Raw genomic sequence first — 22541 nt, forward strand, 5'->3', positions numbered from 1 at the left:
CTGCCGGAGTGAAATCGTTTGCTTCGCGAATCGTCCTCTGGCAGCGGCAGCATGGCCGCCATGCCCTGCCCTGGCAGACCGACCGCGACCCCTATCGCGTCTGGTTGTCGGAGATCATGCTCCAGCAGACCCAGGTCGCTACCGTCATTCCCTACTTCGAGCGCTTCGTCTCGCGCTTCCCGGACCTTGCCGCGCTGGCCGCGGCGCATGAGGACGAGGTGCTCGCCCTGTGGAGCGGGCTGGGCTACTACAGCCGCGCCCGCAACCTGCACGCCGCCGCGCGCCGCCTCGTGGCCGGGAACGGCGGCTGCTTTCCGGAAGCCCCCGAGGCCATCGCCGAGTTGCCCGGAGTCGGGCGCTCGACCGCCGCCGCTATCGCCGCGCTGGCGTTCGGCCGGCGATGCGCGATTCTCGACGGCAACGTCAAGCGCGTGCTCGCGCGCCACGGCGGCATCGGCGGCTGGCCCGGCGACAAGAAGGTCGAGGCGGCGCTGTGGTCGGTGGCCGAGTCGCGGCTGCCGGAATCCGGCATCGAAGCCTATACGCAGGGCATGATGGACCTCGGCGCGCTCGTCTGCACGCGCAGCCGGCCCGCCTGCGATGCGTGCCCCGTGAGCGCCGACTGCGTCGCGCACATCGAACGCCGCACCGGCGAACTGCCGGCACCGCGTCCGCGCAGGGCCCTGCCCGAAAGGGAGGTGCAGATGCTGCTGCTCGTCGACCGCGGCAAGCTGATGCTGGAGAAGCGCCCCGCGTCCGGCATCTGGGGCGGGCTGTGGAGCCTGCCCGAGCTCGACGCCGACGCCGACGCCCTCGCCCACTGCCGCGACCGCTACCGTTTCGTTGCGCTGGAGCGGCATGTGCTCCCGCCGCTGGCCCATACCTTCACGCATTTCCGGCTGCAGATCCGCCCGGTGAGGCTCGCGCTCGAGCCGTGCCGCGCCGCTGCCGCACCCGGACAGATCTGGCTGTCGCCCGCCGAGGCCCTCGACGCCGCCCTCCCCGCACCCGTCCGCACGCTGCTGAAGCGCTTCGCGGCCTGACGCGGCGCCTCCGCCAAACGCGGCGGGGATGCTATACAGAAAAGCGTCTGGACATGAACCGGAACAGGAGGTTGCCATGAATACGCGGCTCGATATGCCCGGCACCGCCGTCTTCGATCTCGACGGGTTTTTGCTCGACCCGGCCATGTGGAGCGAGAGCCTCGCCGATCGCATCGCCCGGAGCGATGGCGTCGGCGAACTCAGCGAACTGCAGATCGGCCTGCTGCACGCCTTGCGGCGCGAATTCTCCAGGAATGGCACGGTCACCGCACTCAGCCATGTCTGCCACCTCATCGGCCAGAGCGCCGACTGCATGCAGCACCTCTTTCCCACCCCGCGCGAGGCATGGCGCCTGGCCGGCCTGCCCAACCCGGGCGAGGAAGCCAAGGCCTATCTCTGACCCGGGCGGGCACCGAGCACCCCGCCGGTGCGCCGCCAACGCCCGGCACCGCGGGGCCGCTTCGAGCCTGCGGTGCGGCATCCGCATGCCGCACCGCGGGTGCTTCGTCGCGCCCGGAATCCGGTAAAATTCCCGCTTTCCGTTCGTTTTTGAAGAAAGCCCCACCATGTCCATGGCCGACCGCGACGGCGTCATCTGGTACGACGGCAAGCTCGTACCCTGGCGCGACGCCACCACCCACGTCCTCACCCATACCCTGCATTACGGCATGGGCGTCTTCGAGGGCGTGCGCGCCTACAAGGCCGAACAGGGCACGGCGATCTTCCGCCTGCAGGAGCATACCGACCGGCTGTTCCGCTCGGCCCACATCCTCGGCATGAAGCTCCCCTTCGACAAGGCCACGATCTCCGAAGCCCAGCGCACCGTGGTGCGCGAGAACAAGCTCGAATCCGGCTACCTGCGCCCGATGGCCTTCTTCGGCTCGGAAGCGATGGGCATCTCCGCCAAGAACCTGTCGGTGCACGTCATCGTCGCCGCCTGGCCCTGGGGCGCCTACCTCGGCGCCGAGGCGCTCAACAACGGCATCCGCGTGAAGACGAGCTCGTTCTCGCGCCACCACGTCAACATCACGATGTGCAAGGCCAAGGCCAACGGCAACTACATGAACTCGATCCTCGCCCACAAGGAAGCCGAGATGGACGGCTACGACGAGGCCCTGCTGCTCGACGTCGACGGCTTCGTCGCAGAAGGTTCCGGCGAGAATTTCTTCATGGTCCGCAACGGCAAGCTCTACACGCCCGACCTCACCGCGGCGCTGGAAGGCATCACGCGCGACACCATCGTGCAGCTCGCCGGCGAGATCGGCCTGCAGGTGGTCGAGAAGCGCATCACGCGCGACGAGGTGTACTGCGCCGACGAGGCCTTCTTCACCGGCACCGCGGCGGAAGTCACGCCGATCCGCGAGCTCGACAACCGGACCATCGGCGCGGGAACGCGCGGGCCGGTCACGGCGAGGCTGCAGGCGATGTACTTCGACTGCGTGCACGGCCGCGCCGCGGCCCATGCAGACTGGCTGACCCCGGTCAGGTAAGGCGGTCCTGCCATGAGCCAGCGTCAGGACAACACCCAGCGCGTCATCGAGGTCACCGAGAGCGACCTTCCCCTGCACTGCCCGATGCCGCAGCACGCGGACTGGAACGCCCATCCGCGCGTATTCCTGCCGATCGAGTCGCGCGGGGACGCACTGTGCCCGTATTGCGGCACGCTCTATCGCCTGAAGGGCAAGCCCAGCGGCAGCCACCACTGAGCTTCGCACGGCGCGCCCCGACCCTCGCACCGGTGCGGCGCCTCGCATCGTCGATCCATGACCGTTCCCGCCTACCCCACTCCCGAAGCCGCCGAAGCGGCCTTCTACGCAGCCTTCGAGACACGCTCGCTGGATGCCATGATGGCCGTCTGGGCAACGCAGGACGACATCGCCTGCGTCCATCCGCTGGCGGCGCCCCTGAACGGGCGCGCCGCCGTCGCTGCAGGCTGGCACAGCATGTTCGAGGCGGCGGGGCAGTTCCGCGTCCGGACGGAACTCGCCCACGAGATACGCGCCCCCGGCCAGGTCATTCGCATCGTGCGCGAGTACCTGATCATCGGCCAGGAAACCGAACCGCGCCCGCCCATCCTCGCCACCAACGTCTACCGGCGGGACGGTGACGGCTGGCGCATGATGCTGCACCATGCCTCCCCGCTGCAGGTCGGCGGCCCGCCGCCCGCCCGCACGCCGCCCGTCGTGCTGCACTGAGCGGCCTTGCACCCCGCAGCGCCACCGCCCGCCTATCGCGCGCCCGCCTGGCTTCCCGGCGGGCACCTGCAGACGCTCTATACCAGCCTCTTCATCCGCGTGCCGCCGGTCGCCTACCGGCGCGAGCGGCTGGAACTGCCCGATGGCGATTTCCTCGATTTCGACTGGGTCGATGGCCCGCCAGGCGCGCCGGTGGTCGTGCTGTTCCACGGTCTCGAGGGCAGTTCAGCCAGCCATTACGCGCGCGACCTGATGCGCGCCGCCCTGGAACGCGGATGGGGCGGAGGCGTCGCGCATTTCCGCGGCTGCTCGGGGGAAGAAAACCGGCTGCCGCGCGCCTATTTCGCCGGGGACAGCGAGGAGATCGGTCGCATCCTGCGCCACGTTCGTTCGCGCCATCCCGACGTTCCGGTGCATGCAGTCGGCGTCTCGCTCGGCGGCAATGCGCTGCTGAAGTGGCTGGGCGAGCAGGGCGGCGCCGCACGGGAATGGGTCGACCGCGCGGCCGCCGTTTCGCCGCCGCTCGACCTCACGGCCGCCGGCCATGCCCTCGACCACGGCTTCAACCGCCGTGTCTACACCGCGCACTTTCTCGCCACGCTCAAGCGCAAGGCACTCGCCAAGGCGCGGCAGTTCCCCGGCCTGCTCGACGCGCGCGCGATTGCGGCGGCGACGACGTTCCGCGAATTCGACACCCTGGTCACCGCCCGCCTCCATGGATTCCGCGACGCCGAGGACTACTGGCAGCACGTCTCGTCGAAACCCTTGTTGAAAGCGATCGCCGTGCCGACGCTGGTCATCAATGCGAGGAACGATCCCTTCCTGCCCGCCACGGCGCTGCCCGGCCCCGCCGATGCGTCACCGGCCGTCGTCCTCGAGCAACCCACCGGCGGCGGCCACGTTGCCTTCCCGTCCGGCCCCTTCCCAGGCCGCATCGGCTGGCTGTCACGGCGTCTGCTGCAGCATTTCAGCGCGCAAGGTTAGAATCGCCGCATCGGCAACCAGGGAGCGCGTTGTGGAATACCCCAAGGAAATCTTCAAGGCCTACGACATCCGCGGCATCGTCGGCAAGACCTTCACCCCCGCGATCGTCGAGGCGATCGGCCATGCGATCGGCTCGGAAGCCGCCGCGCGCGGCCAGAAGGAGATCTGCATCGGCCGCGACGGCCGCCTGTCGGGCCCTGACCTCGCCGCCGCGCTGGCGCGCGGCATCCGCAAGGCCGGCGTCGGCGTCGTCGATCTCGGCATGGTCGCCACGCCGATGACCTATTTCGCCGCCTACCAGCTGGGCACGAACAGCGCGGTCATGGTCACCGGCAGCCACAACCCGCCCGACTACAACGGCCTCAAGATGGTGCTCGGCGGCGAGACGCTATCGGGCGACACCATCCAGGCACTGCGCCAACGCCTCGTCGACGGCAATCTCGTCCACGGCCAAGGCGGCTACCGCACTCACGACATCGCCCCCGAATACCTCGCCCGCATCGTCTCCGACGTCAAGCTCGCGCGGCCGATGAAGATCGCGGTCGACTGCGGCAACGGCGTGCCCGGCGCCTTCGCACCGAAGCTGTTCCGCGACCTCGGCTGCACCGTCGACGAACTGTTCTGCGAAGTCGACGGCAACTTTCCCAATCACCACCCGGATCCCTCGCAGCCGAAGAACCTGCAGGACCTGATCGCACACCTGAAGACGAGCGACGCCGAGATCGGCCTGGCCTTCGACGGCGACGGCGACCGCCTCGGCGTCGTCACCAAGGACGGCAGCATCATCTTCCCCGACCGCCAGCTGATGCTGTTCGCCGACGACGTGCTTTCCCGCAACCCCGGCGCCGAGGTCATCTTCGACGTCAAGTCGACGCGCAAGCTGTTCGACTGGATCCGCGCGCGCGGCGGCCGCCCGCTCTTGTGGAAGACCGGCCACAGCTTCATCAAGGCGAAGATGAAGGAGACCGGCGCGCTGCTCGCCGGCGAGATGAGCGGCCACGTGTTCTTCAAGGAGCGCTGGTACGGCTTCGACGACGGCCTCTACGCCGGCGCGCGCCTGCTCGAATACCTGTCGAAGCAGGCCGACATCGACGCCACGCTGCACGGCCTGCCCGACACGGTGAACACGCCCGAGCTCAACATCAAGATGGCCGAGGGCGAACACTATGCGCTGATGGACACGCTGCAGAAGACCGCGCGCTTCCCGGACGCGCAGGAAGTCATCACGCTCGACGGCCTGCGCGTGGAATACGCCGACGGCTTCGGGCTGGCGCGCCCGTCGAACACGACGCCGGTGATCGTGCTGCGCTTCGAGGCCGACAACGCCGCCGCGCTGGAGCGCATCCAGGCCGACTTCCGCCGCGTGATCCACCAAGCGGCGCCCGGTCTGACCCTGCCGTTTTGAGCGACGCGATTTCCCTGCCGCGCAGCCTGCACGTCGTCGGCGGCAAGGGTTCGGGCGGCGCCGAGCGTTTCGCCGTGCGCCTCATCAATGCCCTGGCGCAGCGCGGCCAGCCGGTCGCGGCGGTCACCGTGGCCGGCGGCGAGGTCGCGCGCGCGATCGACCCCGGGGTGCGCCAGTACCACGCGCCGATGCTCGGCGTGTGGGACCTCTACTCGCGCTGGCGCATCAACCGGGCCATCGCGGATTTCCGGCCCGACGTCGTGCAGACCTACATGGGCCGCGCAACGCGCATCGTCCACCTGCCGCCGGACCGACCGCCGGTTCATCTCGCGCGGCTAGGCGGCTTCTACAACCTCAAGGGCTACCGCCACGCGCACGCCTGGGTCGGCAACACGCACGGCATCCGCGACTATCTGACGACGCACGGGCTGCCGGCCGCACGCGTGCGATACATCGGCAACTTCGTCGACGCGCCGCGCCGCGTGGCCGCCGCCGAGCTCGACGCCCTGCGTCGCCAGCTGGGGCTCGACGGTTGCCGGATCGTGCTCGGACTCGGCCGCCTCCATCCCAACAAGGGCTGGGCCGATCTGCTGCAGGCCTTTGCGCGCCTCCCGGCGGCACTTGGCGCCACGCCGCTGCATCTCGTGATGGTGGGCGACGGCCCGCTGCGCCGTGAGCTCGAGCAGCTCGCCCAATCGCTCGGCATCGCGGCGCGCGTGCATTGGGCTGGCTGGAAGCACGATCCCGCCCCCTACTACCAGCTGGCCGACGTCTTCGTCTGCGCCTCCGTGCACGAACCGCTCGGCAACGTCATCCTCGAAGCCTGGGCCAACCGCGTGCTGCTGGTTTCCACCCGGGCACAGGGGCCGCTGGAACTGATCCAGGACGGCGTCAACGGCCTGCTTGCGCCCGTTTCCGATCCGGCCGCGCTCGCCGCCGTGCTGCACGCGGCACTCGTGCTGGAGCCGGCCCACACTGACCGCCTGATCGAGGCGGGGCACGCCGAGGTGGACCACCATTATTCGGAAGCGGCGATCGTAGGGGACTACGTCGCGCTCTACGCGGCGCTGCACGACGACGCGGCGGTGCCCGCACCCGCAGGCGCCGCCCCTTCCCGCCGGTAAACCGGCACGGCGTTGCCGGTCGCGTCGACGCAGCCGGTTCGTTCCCCGGCACCGGCCTCCCGTTCCGGACTAGAATCGTGCCACCCGCCATCGAACCTTGCCGGAGACCGCCATCAACTGCCTGCTCTTCACCGATTCCAAGCCGCGCGCCATCGAATTCGACGCCATCAGCGAACATGTCGGGCAGCCGGACCGCTTCATCTGGATCGAGCTGAAGTCGCCGGACAGCCAGACGATCACGCGCCTCGGCGAGGAGCTCGGACTGCACGCGCTGGCGCTGGAGGACGCGATCTCCACGCATCAGCGGCCGAAGCTGGAGGACTACGACGGACATGTCTTCATCGCCACGCGCACGGCGCAGCTGTGGGAATCGCGCATGGAACTCGGCGAGACGCACCTGTTCGTCGGCGGCAACTTCGTCGTCGCCATCCGCCACGACAGCGGCGGCGGCTACCAGCGCGTGACCGAACGCCTGCAGCGTCCGCCCAACGGCATCCGCGCCGCGACGCCCTACGCGCTCTATCTGGTGCTCGATCTGATCGTCGACCAGTTCCGGCCGGTGATCGAGGGGATGCAGGACCATTTCCATGCGCTCGAAAGCCAGCTGATGGCCGGTGCCAGGCCCGGGCGCGACATGCTGGAGCAGCTGTACGAGATGAAGCGCGATCTGACGGCGCTGCGCGACGCCACCGAGCCGATGCAGGAGATCACGCAGAACCTGATCCGCCTGCATCCGGAACTGTCGACCAAGGAATTGCGCGCCTACTACCGCGACATCCACGACCATGCGGTGCGCGTGTCGGCGGCGATCGACCGCCTGCGGGCGTCGACCTCGGACGCGATGCAGTTCCATCTCGCCTCGCTGTCGGTCGGGCAGAACGAATCGGTACAGAAGCTTGCAGGCTGGGGCGCGCTGCTGGCCTTGCCGACGGTGGTGTTCAGCCTCTACGGGATGAACTTCGTCGACATGCCCGAGCTGAAGTGGCCGTGGGCCTACCCCGTCGTGCTGTTGGGAACCAGCGTCGCGGTGCTGGTGCTCTACCGCCGGCTCAAGCGGCGCGGCTGGATCTAGGCCTCACTTCCATTCGGCGCGCGCATAGCGCACGCGCGTTCCCGCCTGCGCATCCTGCTCGAGCCAGACGACATGGAGCGCGCCGCTCGCGTCCAGCGCGGCAGCCGGATCGGACTGCACGCCGGGCCCGGCCGCGGCGGGTACGGCCACGTTGTCGCCGAACGCCGCGCCGTCCCAGTCGGCCATCCAGACGTCAGGCGTGCCGTCGCGCGCATCGTCCCACAACGCCACCAGCCGTCCGCCGCCGGCGACGATCTGCGCGTGCCATTGCGCCATGTTCTCGCCGAAGCTGTCCTGCACCTTGATATTGGCGCCGAAGCGGCGCGTGCCCGGATCGAACGCCGCGTAGACGTCGTAGCCCGACAGGAAGTCGCGCTTGTCGAGCCACACCGCGACGACGCCCTTGTCGCCCCACGCCGCGAGCGTCGGCCGCATCGCCCCGGTGCCGGCCCCCAGGCCCAGCGCGCGCCCCTGGCCGCCGCCCTTGGGCAGGTCGCTGAGGCGCACCGGCGCGGAAAAGCTGCGGCCATCCTCGCTATGGCTCGTCATCGGCACCGTATGGCGTTCGCGGCGGTCTTCCCAGGCAACCGTCAGGCTGCCGTCGCCCGCCACCGCCAGCGCGGGCCAGCCCTGGCCGTCGATGGGCTGCGCCGCCTCGATGGGCTGCGCCGGCGCGGCCTTCAACCCGTCCTTCGTCACCTCGATTCGCGCGACGACGATGCGGCGGAAACGACCGGCCTGCTCGGCCCAGGCGGCATAGAGCCCGCCCGCGCCGGCCGCCAGCGTGGCCTGCCCCGCTTCGCCCGCGGACAGGGTGAGCGCCGCGCCCCCGGGCAGCAGGCGCGCACGCACCTTGCCGCCCTCTTCCCACGCCGCGACGAAGCGCCCGTCGTCCAACCCGATCACGGCCGGCTCGTAGCACTCGCCTTCGCTCAGGCGCACCTCGGGCTGGAAATTCGCTGCCGTGGCCGGCTTCGTCGCCAGGTAGCACTCCGAGGTGCCGCTGCGGTTATCCTCCCAGACGACGCCGACGGTGCCGCCCGACACCGCGACGTTGCGGCGGTTGCCCGACTCCATGTGCGGATAGATCGTCGTGCCGCGGACCGAGTTGACCGTCAGCGGGGCGTCCCATTGCCAGCCGGCGTGCGCCGCCCCCGCGACGACCGCCAGCAGCAGCGCCGCCGCCCTCACGACTTGCCGTCCAGGAATTGAAGCAGCGTCTTCTGCTTGTAGTAGCCGCCGTGCACGTAGCGGTCGTAGTCGCGGAAGTCCTGCACCGTCTTGAAGCCGGGGATCTGCATGATCTTGTCGCCCTGCGGCGTCAGGTAGACGAACAGCGGCGTCGCGAAGGCCTGCAGGCGTGCGCCGAGCTCGGCCTCGGTGATGCGCTCGCCGGACGGCAACGTCAGCCGCTTGCCCGATTCGGCGTCGACGTAGACCAGCTCGTAGTGGTCGACGTAGAGCTTCTTCAGCGCCGGATCGGAGAACGTCGTCTTGTTGGTATGGTCGCACCAGGCGCAGCCGTAGCGCCCGAAATAGAGGAAGATCGGCTTGCCGCTGGCGCGCGCGGCCTTGAGGCCGGCGTCGAAGCTCACGAAGGGATAGCCCGGCGGCGGGTCGGCCAGTGCCGCCGTCGCCCACAGGCAACATGCCGCGAACAGCATCCGGATCCAGTTCATCGCGTCCTCCTTTGTCGTCGTTCTCCGCATTCTGATAAATTCGTTTCCCCGCGCAACCCTCTTTTATGACCACATGACCCACGCATCCATACGCATCGGCCTGGTGTCGATCAGCGACCGCGCCAGCACCGGCGTCTACGAGGACAAGGGCCTGCCGGCACTACAGGCCTGGTTCGGCGAGGTGCTCGCCAACCCGGCCGAATTCGTCACCCGCCTGATCCCGGACGAGCAGGCGCTGATCGAGTCGACGCTGATCGAGCTGGCCGATGCCGAAAAGTGTGCGCTGATCCTCACCACCGGCGGCACCGGGCCCGCCCCGCGCGATGTCACGCCCGAGGCGACGCTCGCCGTCGCGCACAAGGTGCTGCCGGGATTCGGCGAGGCGATGCGCGCCGTCTCGCTGAAATACGTGCCGACCGCGATCCTGTCGCGCCAGGTCGGCGTGACCCGCGGCGCGAGCCTGATCCTCAACCTGCCGGGACAGCCGAAGGCGATCAAGGAAACGCTCGACGGCATCTTCGCCGCCGTGCCCTATTGCATCGACCTGATCGGCGGGCCCTATCTCGAGGCGCGGCCGGACACGGTGGCGGTGTTCCGTCCCAAGTCCGCGCTGCGGCCGAGCGCGTGACTGCCGTCCTCGACGCCCTCGCGCACGCCCTGCGCGACCTCTTCCGGCCGCGCGTGCTGTGGGTGGTGGTGTGGCCGATGCTGCTGGCGGGCTTCATCTGGATCGTGCTCGCGGTGGCGTTCTGGTCCACCTTCTCGGGCTGGATCGCGCTCGGACTCGACAAGCTCGGCGTCCAGGCCTGGCTGACCGGCCTCGAACCCTCGTGGATCGCCAACGCCATCCAGGCCGTGCTGCACCTGCTGCTGTTCGTACCGCTCGTCTACGTCACCGCGCTCGTCATCACCGCGCTGTTCGGCATGCCGCCGCTGATCCGCCTCGTCGCCGAGCAGCGCTTTCCGGCGCTCGAGCGGAAGCGCGGCGGCAGCCTCGTCGGCAGCCTGGGGAGCGCCGTCGTCGCGGTGCTGCTGTTCATCGGCCTGTGGGTCGTGACGCTGCCGCTGTGGTTCCTCGGCGCCGGCGTCATCGTGCCCTTCATCGCCGCAGCCTATCTCAACCAGCGCCTGTTCCGCTACGACGCCGTCGCCGAGCACGCGAGCGCGGCCGAGATGCGCGCGCTGTTCCGCGAGGAACGCGGCGGCTGGTGGAGCCTCGGCCTGCTGACCGGGCTGGTTCAATTCGTGCCCCTGCTGAACCTGCTCGGGCCGGTGTTCGCTGCGCTGGCCTTCATCCACTACGGTCTCGCGCAGCTGGCGCAGCGGCGCAAGGATTCAGCCGCCGCCTGAGCCGAAGCGCTGCCGGAAGCCGGCGTCGAGATTGATCTCGTGCGCGGTCAGGGCGCCGATCACGCACTGCGCGAGGCTCGGCGGCATGACCGCGCGGCCCGCCGCGCCGACCAGCCGGCCGGCCATGATCTCGGCTTCGTGGCGCGGCGCCGCCTGCGGCAACTCGGGCTCGGCGTAGCCCTGCGGGTACAGCGGCCTCCCCTCGGCATCGTATTTGTCGGTCGCCCCCAGCGTGTGCAGCAGTTCGTGCGCGACGACGATGTCGTTCTGCCGCATCTGGCGCGGGTCGGCGAAAACGTGCACCACGCCGATCAGGCCCTTCTGCAACCCCAGCGAATGCTCCAGCGGCACGCCGTCCTGCGGCGCGTGATAGAGCAGGAAGAGCTTGATCCTTCCCAGCTGCGGCAGCCATCCGTCCGTGTGCCGGTACACCCACGCACGCAGCTTCAGGCTCCACCATGCGATCTTCAGAACGTTGCCATCGCGCGGCGGCGCCGGCGGTTTCTCATGCAGTTCCGGCAGCAGGCTGATCTGCACGGCAGGCGCTTGCCGGACGCCGTAGCGCGCGGTCTCGCGCTCGATAAACGCGCCGATGTCGTCGAAGTCGCTCGCCCGCAGCGCACGGATCGCGTCCGCCGCCTGCGCCGAGCCGTCGCCGTTGACCGGAATCACCGCCACGTCGAGTGGCGCGCGCCAGCCCCGCACCATGAACTGCTCGAGTTGGGTCAGGCCGAACGCGGCAGCGAGGATCCCGAGCAGGAGCAGGATGCGGATGCGGCGAAACGTCATGCGAGGTCTTCTGCGCGAGTCATTGCGTCGTCTCACGGCCCAGCGGGCGCGGGCTCGGCCACAGGCAGCGACCGCGCGCCGAGCGTGAGCTTGCTGCCCACCTGCTTGTCGCGAGCCGCCTGCTTCGCCGGCTCGCCGAGGCTGACGCGGCTGGCATCGAGGCCGAGGCGAAGCAACTCGGCGCGCATCGCCTGGCCGCGCGCCTGGGCGAGCTTGACGAGCGCGTCTTCGCCGACCGCGGTCTGCCGCGTCAGCCGTTCCAGCAGTTCGGCATGGAAAGGCGAGAGCGGGCCGGTGTCGCGCGTCTTGAAGCGGCGCGCGAGCCGCTCGACCATCTCGCTCTCCATGACACGCGCGGCGGCGCCGGCATTCGGATCGCGGAAGCTCGCGCGCAGCTTCTCGTACGCATCCTTGCCCGCCACCGCGGCGTAGCGGTCCTCGAGCCAGGTCTGGACGCGGTAGTTGTTGACGTCCACCGGGCCGGGGGCCTCGCCGGGGGCGAGCTTGATGCCGGCGGCCGCCGCGGCCTCGCGCCGCATCGTCTGCTCCTGCAGCGCACGGCGATCCGCATCGGGATCGTAGCCCGGCATCACGGTGAGCGTGAGCGCAGGCCGCTTCGCCAGCGCGTCGGCGATCGCCTTGAGCTTTTCCTGTTCCGGCGGCAGCAGCGCGCTGCTGCCCGGGTCGAAGTCGATCGCCTCGAGCTTCTCCGAGCTCACCCCGAGCAGCTTGCCGATCGCCCGGAAAGGCGCGGTCACGAGCTTGGTCAGCACGTTGACGAAGGCCTTCCAGATGATGCGGCCGTAGCTGAACTGCGGATCGTCGAGGCTGCCGGAGACCGGCAGGTCGAGGTCGATGACGCCGTGGCTGTCCTGCAGCAGCGCGATCGCGAGGTCGAGCGGCAGCTTCAGCGCGTCCGGGCTGTCGACGCGCTCGCCGAGCTTCAGCTGGTTGACGATGAACTTGTTCTCGCCTTCGAGCTGGCGATTCTTGATCTTGTATTCGAGGTCGACCGAAAGCTTGCCCGAATCGATCCGGCGACCGGCGAACTTGCCCGAGTAGGGCGTCAGCCGGGTCATCTCCAGGTTGCGGAAGGCGAGCGTGAGATCGGTGAAGTCGGTCGCGCGGAACGGCTGGAGCGTTCCGCGCACGCGCGCCGAGCCATAGTCGTCGACCTTGCCGTCGAGTTCGACCTGGGCCGTCGTCGCGGGGTCGGTCGACAGGCCCGTGATGACGCCGCCGAGGTCGTGCATGCGCGTGCCGAACTGCGGCGTCAGCGAGAGGTCGGCGAATTCCGCGTTGGCGCCGACGATGCGCAGGCGCTCGATCGAAACCGGGAACGCCGGCGCCTCCGGCTGCGGCGCCGGCTTCCGCGCCCCGGTCGGGCCCGCCGGGGCGGGGGCGGCCTTCGCCGGCGTGCGCAGGATGCGCTGCAGGTTGACCGACTTGTCCTCGAAGATGATCACCTTGCCGAACGGATGGGTGGCGACGAGCTCCTTCATCGACAGCCGGTTCGGGCCGAGGCTGACGCGCAGGCTGTCGGACGCCAGCCGTTGCCAGCCGAGGAAGGCGTCCTCGGTCTCCTCCTCGGTGATCGCCAGGTCGTCGACCGCGAAGCCGCCGCGGTAGGCGAGCTTCACGCCGGCCTTCGCGCGGGCGAAATCCAGGCGGCCGCGGGTCGACGCCGCGCCTGAATGCAGATGCAGGCGCGCGAAGCGGTTGACGTAGGGGGCGAAGGGCTCCAGCGCCAGCCCCGCGAGGCGCACGTCGAGCCGCCCCGACGCCTGCCCCGGCACCACCGTGCCGCTGGCGTTGAAGCGCCCCCCCTGCCTGACCGCGAATCCGGCTTCGAGCGGCACCGCCTTGTCGAGATCGAGGCTCAGGTCCTTCAGCGTGACGAAGCCGTCGGTGACGTCGAGCCGCACCGGCTTGGCCGGGGACTGGTCGACGATGGCGACCTCGGCGCCGTCGAGCGCGAGTCGCCCGAGGCGGACGTCGAAACCGGGACCGGCCGCCTCGCCGCCGCCCGCCGCCGGCGCCGCCGCCGGCGCGGCCGCCGCCTTCTTCAGGATCGCTGCCCAGTTGAGCGCGCCGTTCTTCTCCAGCACCACGCCGGTCTGGACGCCCTTCAGCTCGACGGCATCGATGGCGAGCTGCCTGTCCGCCAGCTTCAGCTGCGCGTTGACCAGCGCCGCGTGCTGCAGCGCCGCCACGGGCTGCGAACCCGATTCGACCCTGACCGGGCCCACCGCGGCGTTGACCGGGCCGACGTCGATCGCGGCCGTGGCGCCCACCGTGCCGTTCAGCGCCGCGGTGAGGCCGAAGCCTTCGGCATCGACCTGCAGCGGCGTGGCGAAGCCGCGGTCGGTGAACCGCGCCGACCAGTCGGCCAGCCGGATGTCGTGCACGCCGACCGTCCACGGTGCGGCCGGCGCAGCCGCCTTGCCTGGCGCCGGCTGCGGCGCAGGGGCGCCGGGCTCGACGGCGAACAGCGTCTGCCAGTCGAGCACGCCATGCGCATCGCGCGTCGCCGCGAGCTTCGCGCCGGTCAGGCTGACGCCGGCGATGTCGACCGTGCGTTTCGCGAGGTCGAAGCCGGCGTTGCCGACGCGCGCCTCGGCCAGCTGCAGGACCGGTGCGCTGCCGCCGCGCGGCGCCAGCGCAAGATTCTGCACGACGAGGTTGGCGCCGCTCACCTGCACCCAGGGCACGTCCTGCCCTGCCTGGTCGCGCACCATGGCAAAGCGGTAGCGCAGGCCGGCGGCAAGCGTCCCCGACGGCAGTTCGAAGTTGCGCGGGCTCTTGATCACGCGCAGCAGGTTGCCGAGCCGCACGCCCTGCAGCGCGAGCTCGCCGCGCGAGGCGACCGGGTTCAGGCCGACGTCGCCCTTCCATCTGAGCGTGCCGCCCTGCTCGGGCAGCTTCGCCGCGAGAAGGTAGTCGCCGCGGTCCTCGGGCAGCGTGGAGAGGCCGTCGAGCTCGATGCCGAGCGGCTCCAGCACCACCGAGAACGGCTTGCCGGGGCGGTTCGCGTCGACGTAGGTGAGGTGGCCCTGCGCGATCTTGATGTGGTCGATCAGCACCCGCGCGATCGTATCCGACGGCGGCTTCTTGTCCTCGTTGAGCCTGGCGATCAGGTCCGCCCAGTTGAGCTTGCCGCCGGGGCGGATTTCTACGGTGGCGTGCGGCGCATCGAGGCGGAGGTCGCGGATGCGCCAGGCCCAGCGGAAGAGACCCGTCGTGTCGACGTTGACATAGAGCCGCTCGAACGCCGCCAGCGGGGCGCCGCTTTTTTCCGTCAGGCTGAGTCCGTCGACGGTGGCCTCGAGCGTGAGCGGATTGAATTTCACCTGGCGCACGCTCAAGCGGCTGTCGAGCTGCTTCTCGCCCACCCACGGCAGCAGCTTCTGCGCCAGCGGGTCGATCAGGAAGAAGCCGAAGACGAGGTAGAACCCGAACAGCCCGGCGGCGATCAGGAACGGCAGGCTCAAGACGATTTTGACGACGCGTCCCCACATGATCGGCTTCCCCTTCTTTTACTTGTTCTGCATCGCCTCGCGGATGACCCGGAAGACTTCGCGGAAAGCCTTCGGCGGCTTGCCGCGCGCCGCCTCCTCGCGCGCATTGCGGATCAGCTGGCGCAGGCGGGTGGCATCCGCCTCGGGAAAGGTGTCGAGAAACAGCGTCAGCGCCTCGTTGTCGGCGATCAGCTTGTCGCGCCATTTCTCGGCCTGGTGGAGCTTCGCATTCTCCGCGGCGGACACGCCCTTGAAGGCGTCGAGCTGCGCCTGGATCGGCGCGGGGTCGATCGCGCGCATCAGCTTGCCGATGTACTGGCGCTGCCGGCGCAAGGCACTGTTCTGGGTGATCTTGCGGCAGGCGGCGACGGCCTCGCGCAGTTCCTCCGGGAGTTCGATGCGCTTGAACTGCGCGTCGGGCAGCTTCACCAGTTCGGTGCCGAGATCCTGCAGGGCCTCGACCTCGCGCTTCTTCTGGCTCTTGCTGGGGCCGGAATAGACCTCGTCGGGGTCGAATTCGGGTTCGGCGTCGGGGTCGATCAGGCGCACGGCGGGGCTTTCGGTTGCTGTTATTATCGGCATTGTAGTTTCTGCCCGGCCAAAACGGGCCTTGACGAACGTACCGCGCGCCACTTTCCACCAGCCAGCCGACATGTCCCGCTCACAATTCAGCTATACCCGCGACCAGCTCGCCGCCCTCGCCCGGATCGTCATCGAGCATGCCGCCCGCCAGGGCGCGACCGCGGCCGACACCGAAATCTCCGAGGGCGTCGGGCAGAACGTCAGCGTGCGCCAGGGCGAGATCGAGACGATCGAGTACAACAAGGACAAGGGCGCCGGCGTCACCGTCTATCTGGGCCAGCGGCGCGGCCACGCGTCGACGTCCGACCTGTCGGAAGCTGCTCTGAAGAGCGCCGTCGACAAGGCGCTCACGATCGCCCGCTACACCGCCGAGGACGAGGCCGCCGGCCTGCCCGACGCCGACCGCCTTGCGAAGGACGTGCCCGATCTCGATCTCTACCACCCGTGGACGCTGACCGTCGAGGAGGCCGCCGAGCGCGCGCGCGCCTGCGAGGCGGCCGCGCTGGCGGTCGACACGCGGCTGACCAACTCGGAAGGCGCGGGCGTGTCGACCCACGCCTCGCACTTCATCTACGCCAACAGCCTCGGCTTCTGCGACGGCTACGCCGGCTCGCGCCACGGCATGTCGGTCGCCGTCATCGGCGAGGACAAGGGCGCGATGCAGCGCGACTACTGGTACAGCAGCGCCCGCAACGCGCGCGACCTCGAATCGGCCGAGACCGTCGGCCGCATCGCCGGCGAGCGCACCGTGCGCCGGCTGAACGGCCGCAAGCTCGACACGCGCACCTGCCCCGTACTGTTCGAGGCGCCGATCGCCACCGGGCTCATCGGCAACTTCGTCGGGGCCGTGTCGGGCGGCAGCCTCTACCGCAAGTCCTCGTTCCTGCTCGACAGCCTCGGCAAGCAGGTCTTCGCCCCGCTCGTGAACATCCGCGAGGCGCCCTTCCTCCCCGCGGGCCTCGGCAGCGCCCCCTTCGACAGCGAAGGCGTCGCCTGCCTCGAGCGCGACATCGTCAAGGGCGGCGTCCTGCAGGGCTACTTCCTGTCGACCTATTCGGCGCGCAAGCTCGGCATGCAGACCACCGGCAACGCCGGCGGCAGCCACAACCTGCTGGTCGCGCCCGGCGAGCACGACCTCGCCGGCCTGCTCAGGGAAATGGGCACCGGGCTGCTCGTCACCGAACTGCTCGGCCACGGCGCCAACATGGTCACCGGCGACTATTCGCGCGGCGCCGCCGGCTTCTGGGTCGAGAACGGCGAGATCCAGTACCCGGTCGAGGAGATCACCATCGCCGGCAACCTCGCCGAGATGTTCAAGGGCATCGTCGCGATCGGCCGCGACATCGAGAAGCGCGGCTCCAAGCAGGTCGGCTCGATCCTGATCGACCACATGACGGTGGCCGGCAACTGATGCTCGCCGCAAGCCGCTTCTTCATCGCGGTTTGCGTCGCCATCCTGCTCGCCGCGTGCGACCGCGCGCCGACGCTGCCGCGGCTCAGCCCGCACGACGTCATCCTCGCCTTCGGCGACAGCCTCACCCACGGCACCGGCGCGACCGACGCGACCGCCTACCCGGCGGTGCTGGCCTCGCTGACGGGCCACACGGTCATCAACGCCGGCGTGCCGGGCGACACCACCGCGTCCGGCCTCGCGCGCCTGCCCGGCGTGCTCGCCGAATACCGGCCGCGCCTCGTGCTGCTGTGCCTGGGCGGCAACGACATGCTGCGCCGGCTGCCCGCCGCCGCCACCGAGAACAACCTGCGCCTGCTGGTTGGGACCATCCGCGCAAGCGGCGCCGAGGTCGTACTGATCGGCGTGCCCGAGCCCCGGCTGTTCGGCGGCGCGCCCGATTTCTACGCCCGCGTCGCCAGCGACATGCGGCTGCCGCTCGAGGACGCCGTCTTCAACGAAGTGCTGAAGGACAACCGCCTGAAATCCGACCCCGTCCACGCCAACGCCGCCGGCTACCGCGTCGTCGCCGAGCGGCTGAACGCCTTGCTGCACGAGGCCGGCGCCCTGTGAAGGCGCTGCTCGCGCTGGCCCGCGGCATCGACGCCGTGACCGAGCGCGTCGGCCGCGCCGTCATCTGGCTCGTGCTCGTCGCCACGCTGGTGTCGGCCGGCAACGCGCTGGCGCGCTATGCGCTCGGCGAAAGCTCCAACGCGTGGCTGGAGATCCAGTGGTACCTGTTCGGCGCGATCTTCCTGCTGGCGGCCGGCTACACGCTCAAGCACAACGGCCATGTGCGCATCGACATCTTCTACAACCGGCTCGGCCCGCGCGGACAGGCCTGGATCGACCTCGCCGGCGGCCTGCTGTTCCTGCTGCCGATGGCCGGGCTGCTGGCCTGGCTCGCCTGGCCGATGTTCCACGAGGCCTGGGTCACGCACGAGCTGTCGCCGGATGCCGGCGGCCTCGTGCGCTGGCCGGTGAAGCTGCTGCTGCCGGTGGGCTTCGCGCTGCTGGCGCTGCAGGGCGTCGCCGAGGTCATCAAGCGCGTCGGCGTGCTCCGCGGCCATCTCGTGCTGCCGCGCGAGGCGCCGGAAGAGGAGGTCTGATGGCGGCGGCGCTGCTCGCGAACATCGCGCCGCTGATGTTCGTCGGCCTCGTCGTGTTCGTGCTGCTCGGCTACCCGGTCGCGTTCGCGCTCGCGGCCAACGGGCTCGCGTTCGCCGGCCTCGCGATGCTGGCGGGCCAGTTCGACCCCGCGCTGCTGCAGGCCCTGCCGGAGCGGGTCTACGGCATCGTCGCCAACCCCACGCTGCTGGCCATCCCCTTCTTCGCCTTCATGGGGCTGATCCTGGAGCGCTCCGGCATGGCCGAGGACCTGCTCGACACCATCGGCCAGCTGTTCGGCGCGATCCGCGGGGGGCTGGCCTACGCGGTGATCCTGGTCGGCGCCCTGCTCGCCGCCACCACCGGCGTGGTCGCCGCCTCGGTCATCGCGATGGGCCTGATCTCGCTGCCGGTGATGCTGCGCCACGGCTACGACAGGCGGCTGGCGTCGGGCGTGATCGCCGCCTCGGGCACGCTGGCGCAGATCATCCCGCCGTCGCTGGTGCTGATCGTGCTGGCCGACCAGCTCGGGGCACCCGTCAGCGCGATGTACAAGGGCGCCCTGCTGCCCGGCCTCGCGCTGGTCGGCGTCTACCTGCTCTATGTTCTCGGCACGACGCTGCTGCGGCCGCACGCCGCACCCGCGATGCCGGCCGCCGCGCGCACGCTGCACGGCCGGGCGCTGCTGCTGCGCGCGCTGACGACCCTGCTGCCGCCGCTGGCGCTGATCTTCCTCGTGCTCGGCACGATCTTCCTCGGCATCGCCACGCCCACCGAGGGCGGCGCGATGGGGGCCGCCGGCGCGTTGGTGCTCGCGCTGGCGCGCGGCCGCCTCTCGCGCCTGCAGCTCACCCAGGCGCTGGACAGCACCACCCGGCTGACCACCTTCGTCATCTTCATCCTGATCGGGTCGACGATCTTCACGCTGGTGTTCCGCGGGCTCGACGGCGACGTCTGGGTCGAGCACCTTTTCAACCGGCTGCCCGGCGGCACCGTGGGTTTCCTGCTCGCGGTGAACGTGCTGGTGTTCGTGCTCGCCTTCTTCCTCGATTTCTTCGAGATCGCCTTCATCGCCGTCCCGCTGGTCGCGCCCGTCGCCCACAAGCTCGGCATCGATCCGGTCTGGTTCGGCGTCATGCTCGCGGTCAACATGCAGACCGCCTTCATGCACCCGCCGTTCGGCTTCGCGCTGTTCTACCTGAAGAGCGTGGCGCCGCGGAGCGTCCGCACCGCCGACATCTACTGGGGCGCCATCCCCTTCGTGCTGATCCAGCTCGTCATGGTCGCGGTCGTGCTGGCCTTCCCGCAGGTCGTGCTGCGCGACGCCGCGCCCGAGGCGAGCAGCGTCAAGGACATTCCCGTCGACGTCGACCCCGACGGCGGCTACCTGCCCGCCGAGTGGCGCTGAGCACGGGCTGCCGCGGGCGGCCCGAATCGTGAGAAAATAATGCCCCTCGCGCACCGGCATCCTGCCGAGCGCCTTCCCATTCCCCACGCAAGGACTGAACCATGAGCGAACTCATCATCGAAGACCTCGTCGTCGGCAGCGGCGACGCCGCCAAGGCCGGCCAGTACGTGACGGTGCACTACACCGGCTGGCTGACCAACGGCCAGAAGTTCGACTCCAGCCTCGACCGCAACGATCCCTTCGAATTCCGCCTCGGCGCCGGCCAGGTCATCCCCGGCTGGGACCAGGGCGTGGCCGGCATGCAGATCGGCGGCAAACGCAAGCTGACCATTCCGCCGGAAATGGCCTACGGCGCGCGCGGCGCCGGCGGCGTGATCCCGCCGAACGCCACGCTGGTGTTCGAAGTGGAACTGCTGGCGACCAACTGAGTCCCTCCATCCGCACTTCGCGGATACCCTCATGACCCACGCCCTGTTCTCCCATCGCAAGCACTGGGCGGCGCGCTTCGGCACCGCCCCCTTCCTGCCGATGTCGCGCGCCGAGATGGCCGCGCTCGGCTGGGACGCGTGCGACGTGATCCTCGTCACCGGCGACGCCTACATCGATCATCCGAGCTTCGGCATGGCGCTGGTCGGGCGCCTGCTGGAAGCGCAGGGCTACCGCGTCGGCATCATCAGCCAGCCCGACTGGCACTCGGCCGAGGCCTTCCGCGCGCTCGGCCAGCCGACGCTGTACTTCGGCGTCACCGCGGGCAACATGGACTCGATGGTCAACCGCTACACCTCGGACCGGAAAATCCGCTCCGACGACGCCTACACGGCCAACGCCGAACCCAACAAGCGCCCCGACCGTGCCGTCACCGTCTATGCGCAGCGCTGCCGCGAGGCCTACCCCGGCACGCCGGTGATCATCGGGTCGATCGAGGCGTCCTTGCGCCGCATCGCGCACTACGACTACTGGTCCGACACCGTGCGGCGCTCGGTGCTGCCCGATTCGAAGGCGGATCTCCTGATCTTCGGCAACGCCGAGCGCGCGCTGCTCGACGTCACCCACCGCCTGGCGAAGGGCGAGAAGATCGGCGACATCCGTGACGTGCGCGGCACCGGCTTCATGGTGCTGCGCGACTGGAAACCCACCGACAACTGGATCGAGGTGCTGTCGACCGAGCTCGACACCCCGGGCGTGATCGATGCGCACGTCGACCCCTACGCGATGGCGCCCACGCCCCTGGAAGGCGGCGGCCCGCGCGATGAGGCTGCGCAGGCCGTCGACGCGTCGGCGTTCGCGCCGACCCCGCCCTCTCCCCCCTCCCCTCTCCCGCACGCGGGAGAGGGGAGTGCGCAACCGCTCCGTTTCGTTTCGAAGGCCGAACGGCTCGCGATGCGGCAGGAAGTCCGCGCCCGTACCGTGATCCGCCTGCCCGACTACGAGCAGGTGAAGAACAACCCGGTGCTGTACGCGCATGCGTCGCGGGTCTTCCACCTCGAGTCCAACCCCGGCAACGCGCGCGCGCTGCGGCAGGCGCACGGCGAGCGCGACGTCTGGCTCAACCCGCCGCCGATCCCGCTGAGCACGCAGGAACTCGACGGCATCTACGACCTGCCCTACGCGCGCGCACCGCACCCCAGCTACGGCGACGCGAAGATCCCGGCGTGGGAGATGATCCGTTTCTCGATCAACATCATGCGCGGCTGTTTCGGCGGCTGCACCTTCTGCTCGATCACCGAGCACGAGGGCCGCATCATCCAGAGCCGCTCCGAGGATTCGGTCATCCGGGAAATCGAGGCCATCCGCGACAAGACGCCCGGCTTCACCGGCGTGATCTCCGACCTCGGCGGCCCCACCGCCAACATGTACCGCATGGCGTGCAAGTCGAAGGAAATCGAGCGCTCCTGCCGCAAGCTGTCGTGCGTCTTCCCCGACATCTGCGACAACCTCAAGACCGACCACACGCCGCTGATCCACATGTACCGCCGCGCGCGCGCGCTGCCGGGAATCAAGAAGATCCTGATCAGCTCGGGCCTGCGCTACGACCTCGCGGTGCGTTCGCCGGAATACGTGAAGGAGCTGGTGCAGCACCACGTCGGCGGCTACCTCAAGATCGCGCCCGAGCATACCGAGGTCGGCCCGCTGTCGAAGATGATGAAGCCCGGCATGGGCGCCTACGACCGCTTCAAGCAGATGTTCGAGGCGGCCTCGAAGGCAGTCGGCAAGAAGCAGTACCTGATCCCCTACTTCATCGCCGCGCATCCCGGCACCACCGACGAGGACATGCTGAACCTGGCACTGTGGCTGAAGGCGCACGACTTCCGCCTCGACCAGGTGCAGACCTTCCTGCCGACGCCGATGGCGCTGGCGACCGCGATGTACCACACCGAGAAGAATCCGCTGAAGAAGGTCCTCGGCGGCCGCGCCGAGGCGGTGCCCGTCGTCAAGCAGGGCCGCGTGCGGCGCCTGCACAAGGCCTTCCTGCGCTACCACGACCCCGACAACTGGCCGCTGCTGCGCGACGCGCTCCGCGAGATGGGCCGCGAGAACCTGATCGGCAACGGCAAGAAGCACCTGATTCCGTCCTACCAGCCTGCCGGCACCGGCAGGCAGCCGGAAGGCACGCGCACGCCGCGCGCCGAAGACAGGCGGACACGGCCCGCCGCCGGCCAGCCCGCGCGCGCCAAACCGGCAGCGGGCAAGCCCACCTCCGCGAAGCCCGCGACCCCGCGCGCCAAGCCGGGCAAGCCCGCCCCCGCCGGCGACGGCCGTCCGCATCAGGTTCCCAAGCACCCCTTGAGCCAGCGCCGCGGCGGCGGCAAGTCGCGCTGAGCAGTGTTCGGCCTCC

The 22541-nt window shown here is 69.8% G+C and carries 22 protein-coding genes; 17 read left to right on the forward strand and 5 right to left on the reverse strand.

Annotated elements, in window-relative coordinates; genetic code table 11:
- Positions 1–8 precede the first annotated feature (8 nt).
- The 9 genes from mutY (at position 9) to VA613_RS11705 (ending at position 7823) form a co-directional block, all read left to right on the forward strand.
- Positions 9–1043: an A/G-specific adenine glycosylase gene (gene mutY, locus VA613_RS11665; protein WP_324779186.1), complete on the forward strand. Its 1035-nt coding sequence runs from the start codon at positions 9–11 to the stop codon at positions 1041–1043.
- A gap of 76 nt (positions 1044–1119) precedes the next feature.
- Positions 1120–1443 carry a TusE/DsrC/DsvC family sulfur relay protein gene (locus VA613_RS11670; RefSeq protein ID WP_324779187.1) on the forward strand — a complete coding sequence of 108 codons (324 nt, stop codon included), beginning with the start codon at positions 1120–1122 and terminating at the stop codon, positions 1441–1443.
- A gap of 166 nt (positions 1444–1609) precedes the next feature.
- Positions 1610–2533 carry a branched-chain amino acid transaminase gene (locus VA613_RS11675; protein WP_324779188.1) on the forward strand — a complete coding sequence of 308 codons (924 nt, stop codon included), beginning with the start codon at positions 1610–1612 and terminating at the stop codon, positions 2531–2533.
- Positions 2534–2545: 12 nt separating this feature from the next.
- Entirely contained in the window at positions 2546–2749 is a 204-nt protein-coding gene (locus VA613_RS11680; protein WP_324779189.1) for a zinc-finger domain-containing protein, read from the forward strand.
- 57 nt (positions 2750–2806) lie between these two features.
- Positions 2807–3238: a YybH family protein gene (locus tag VA613_RS11685; RefSeq protein ID WP_324779190.1), complete on the forward strand. Its 432-nt coding sequence runs from the start codon at positions 2807–2809 to the stop codon at positions 3236–3238.
- A gap of 6 nt (positions 3239–3244) precedes the next feature.
- Entirely contained in the window at positions 3245–4222 is a 978-nt protein-coding gene (locus VA613_RS11690; RefSeq protein WP_324779191.1) for a YheT family hydrolase, read from the forward strand.
- A gap of 31 nt (positions 4223–4253) precedes the next feature.
- The gene (locus VA613_RS11695; protein WP_324779192.1) at positions 4254–5627 is read left to right on the forward strand and encodes a phosphomannomutase/phosphoglucomutase; all 1374 of its coding nucleotides are present in this window, start codon (positions 4254–4256) and stop codon (positions 5625–5627) included.
- Positions 5624–6751, forward strand: a complete 1128-nt coding sequence (locus VA613_RS11700; RefSeq protein WP_324779193.1) for a glycosyltransferase — start codon at positions 5624–5626, stop codon at positions 6749–6751. The genes VA613_RS11695 and VA613_RS11700 overlap by 4 nt, the downstream gene beginning before the upstream one ends.
- 97 nt (positions 6752–6848) lie before the next feature.
- Complete coding sequence (locus VA613_RS11705; RefSeq protein WP_324779194.1) at positions 6849–7823, forward strand: magnesium and cobalt transport protein CorA; 975 nt, start codon at positions 6849–6851, stop codon at positions 7821–7823.
- Positions 7824–7826: 3 nt separating this feature from the next.
- On the opposite strand, the gene VA613_RS11710 is transcribed toward VA613_RS11705, so the two are convergent.
- Positions 7827–9014 carry a hypothetical protein gene (locus VA613_RS11710; RefSeq protein ID WP_324779195.1) on the reverse strand — a complete coding sequence of 396 codons (1188 nt, stop codon included), beginning with the start codon at positions 9012–9014 and terminating at the stop codon, positions 7827–7829.
- Positions 9011–9502, reverse strand: a complete 492-nt coding sequence (locus VA613_RS11715; RefSeq protein ID WP_324779196.1) for a thioredoxin family protein — start codon at positions 9500–9502, stop codon at positions 9011–9013. Before VA613_RS11715 ends, VA613_RS11710 begins: the two co-directional genes overlap by 4 nt.
- A gap of 73 nt (positions 9503–9575) precedes the next feature.
- On the opposite strand from VA613_RS11715, the gene mog reads away from it, so the two are divergent.
- Together mog and VA613_RS11725 are read left to right on the forward strand one after the other, a co-directional pair.
- On the forward strand, positions 9576–10130 hold the full coding sequence (gene mog, locus VA613_RS11720; protein WP_324779197.1) for a molybdopterin adenylyltransferase: 555 nt from the start codon (positions 9576–9578) through the stop codon (positions 10128–10130).
- Positions 10127–10852 (forward strand): EI24 domain-containing protein, encoded by a 726-nt coding sequence (locus VA613_RS11725; RefSeq protein ID WP_324779198.1) that lies wholly within the window; start codon positions 10127–10129, stop codon positions 10850–10852. Before mog ends, VA613_RS11725 begins: the two co-directional genes overlap by 4 nt.
- Here VA613_RS11725 and VA613_RS11730 read toward each other — a convergent pair.
- From VA613_RS11730 to yjgA, 3 genes are read right to left on the reverse strand one after another with little or no spacing between them, the layout of a single operon-like run.
- Entirely contained in the window at positions 10838–11641 is an 804-nt protein-coding gene (locus tag VA613_RS11730; protein WP_324779199.1) for a hypothetical protein, read from the reverse strand. The two genes, VA613_RS11725 and VA613_RS11730, sit on opposite strands and share 15 nt — an antisense overlap.
- 32 nt (positions 11642–11673) lie before the next feature.
- Positions 11674–15159 carry a DUF748 domain-containing protein gene (locus VA613_RS11735; RefSeq protein ID WP_324779200.1) on the reverse strand — a complete coding sequence of 1162 codons (3486 nt, stop codon included), beginning with the start codon at positions 15157–15159 and terminating at the stop codon, positions 11674–11676.
- An 18-nt stretch (positions 15160–15177) separates the two neighbouring features.
- Positions 15178–15708 carry a ribosome biogenesis factor YjgA gene (yjgA, locus tag VA613_RS11740; RefSeq protein ID WP_324779201.1) on the reverse strand — a complete coding sequence of 177 codons (531 nt, stop codon included), beginning with the start codon at positions 15706–15708 and terminating at the stop codon, positions 15178–15180.
- Positions 15709–15811: 103 nt separating this feature from the next.
- Here yjgA and pmbA point away from each other — a divergent pair, with 103 nt between their 5' ends.
- The 6 genes from pmbA (at position 15812) to VA613_RS11770 (ending at position 22525) form a co-directional block, all read left to right on the forward strand.
- Positions 15812–17152, forward strand: a complete 1341-nt coding sequence (pmbA, locus tag VA613_RS11745; protein WP_324779202.1) for a metalloprotease PmbA — start codon at positions 15812–15814, stop codon at positions 17150–17152.
- Complete coding sequence (locus VA613_RS11750; RefSeq protein ID WP_324779203.1) at positions 17152–17763, forward strand: arylesterase; 612 nt, start codon at positions 17152–17154, stop codon at positions 17761–17763. The genes pmbA and VA613_RS11750 overlap by 1 nt, the downstream gene beginning before the upstream one ends.
- Positions 17760–18299: a TRAP transporter small permease subunit gene (locus VA613_RS11755; protein ID WP_324779204.1), complete on the forward strand. Its 540-nt coding sequence runs from the start codon at positions 17760–17762 to the stop codon at positions 18297–18299. Before VA613_RS11750 ends, VA613_RS11755 begins: the two co-directional genes overlap by 4 nt.
- Positions 18299–19705 (forward strand): TRAP transporter large permease, encoded by a 1407-nt coding sequence (locus VA613_RS11760; RefSeq protein ID WP_324779205.1) that lies wholly within the window; start codon positions 18299–18301, stop codon positions 19703–19705. The genes VA613_RS11755 and VA613_RS11760 overlap by 1 nt, the downstream gene beginning before the upstream one ends.
- Before the next feature lie 101 nt (positions 19706–19806).
- The gene (locus VA613_RS11765) at positions 19807–20133 is read left to right on the forward strand and encodes an FKBP-type peptidyl-prolyl cis-trans isomerase (protein WP_324779206.1); all 327 of its coding nucleotides are present in this window, start codon (positions 19807–19809) and stop codon (positions 20131–20133) included.
- Positions 20134–20164: 31 nt separating this feature from the next.
- Positions 20165–22525, forward strand: coding sequence for a YgiQ family radical SAM protein (locus VA613_RS11770; RefSeq protein WP_324779207.1), 2361 nt, complete (start codon positions 20165–20167; stop codon positions 22523–22525).
- The last annotated feature ends 16 nt before the right edge of the window (positions 22526–22541 follow it).

This window comes from Thiobacillus sp. SCUT-2, from assembly GCF_035621355.1.
In the GTDB taxonomy this organism is placed as follows: Bacteria; Pseudomonadota; Gammaproteobacteria; order Burkholderiales; family Thiobacillaceae; genus Thiobacillus; species Thiobacillus sedimenti.

Bases quoted from the DNA above. Each gene is read 5' to 3' on its own strand.
- pmbA (WP_324779202.1), top strand. From the start codon at position 15,812: ATGTCCCGCTCACAATTCAGCTATACCCGCGACCAGCTCGCCGCCCTC.
- mog (WP_324779197.1), top strand. From the start codon at position 9,576: ATGACCCACGCATCCATACGCATCGGCCTGGTGTCGATCAGCGACCGC.
- VA613_RS11770 (WP_324779207.1), top strand. From the start codon at position 20,165: ATGACCCACGCCCTGTTCTCCCATCGCAAGCACTGGGCGGCGCGCTTC.
- VA613_RS11735 (WP_324779200.1), bottom strand. From the start codon at position 15,159: ATGTGGGGACGCGTCGTCAAAATCGTCTTGAGCCTGCCGTTCCTGATC.
- VA613_RS11765 (WP_324779206.1), top strand. From the start codon at position 19,807: ATGAGCGAACTCATCATCGAAGACCTCGTCGTCGGCAGCGGCGACGCC.
- VA613_RS11670 (WP_324779187.1), top strand. From the start codon at position 1,120: ATGAATACGCGGCTCGATATGCCCGGCACCGCCGTCTTCGATCTCGAC.
- VA613_RS11680 (WP_324779189.1), top strand. From the start codon at position 2,546: ATGAGCCAGCGTCAGGACAACACCCAGCGCGTCATCGAGGTCACCGAG.
- VA613_RS11715 (WP_324779196.1), bottom strand. From the start codon at position 9,502: ATGAACTGGATCCGGATGCTGTTCGCGGCATGTTGCCTGTGGGCGACG.
- VA613_RS11675 (WP_324779188.1), top strand. From the start codon at position 1,610: ATGTCCATGGCCGACCGCGACGGCGTCATCTGGTACGACGGCAAGCTC.
- VA613_RS11750 (WP_324779203.1), top strand. From the start codon at position 17,152: ATGCTCGCCGCAAGCCGCTTCTTCATCGCGGTTTGCGTCGCCATCCTG.
- VA613_RS11730 (WP_324779199.1), bottom strand. From the start codon at position 11,641: ATGACGTTTCGCCGCATCCGCATCCTGCTCCTGCTCGGGATCCTCGCT.
- VA613_RS11685 (WP_324779190.1), top strand. From the start codon at position 2,807: ATGACCGTTCCCGCCTACCCCACTCCCGAAGCCGCCGAAGCGGCCTTC.
- VA613_RS11760 (WP_324779205.1), top strand. From the start codon at position 18,299: ATGGCGGCGGCGCTGCTCGCGAACATCGCGCCGCTGATGTTCGTCGGC.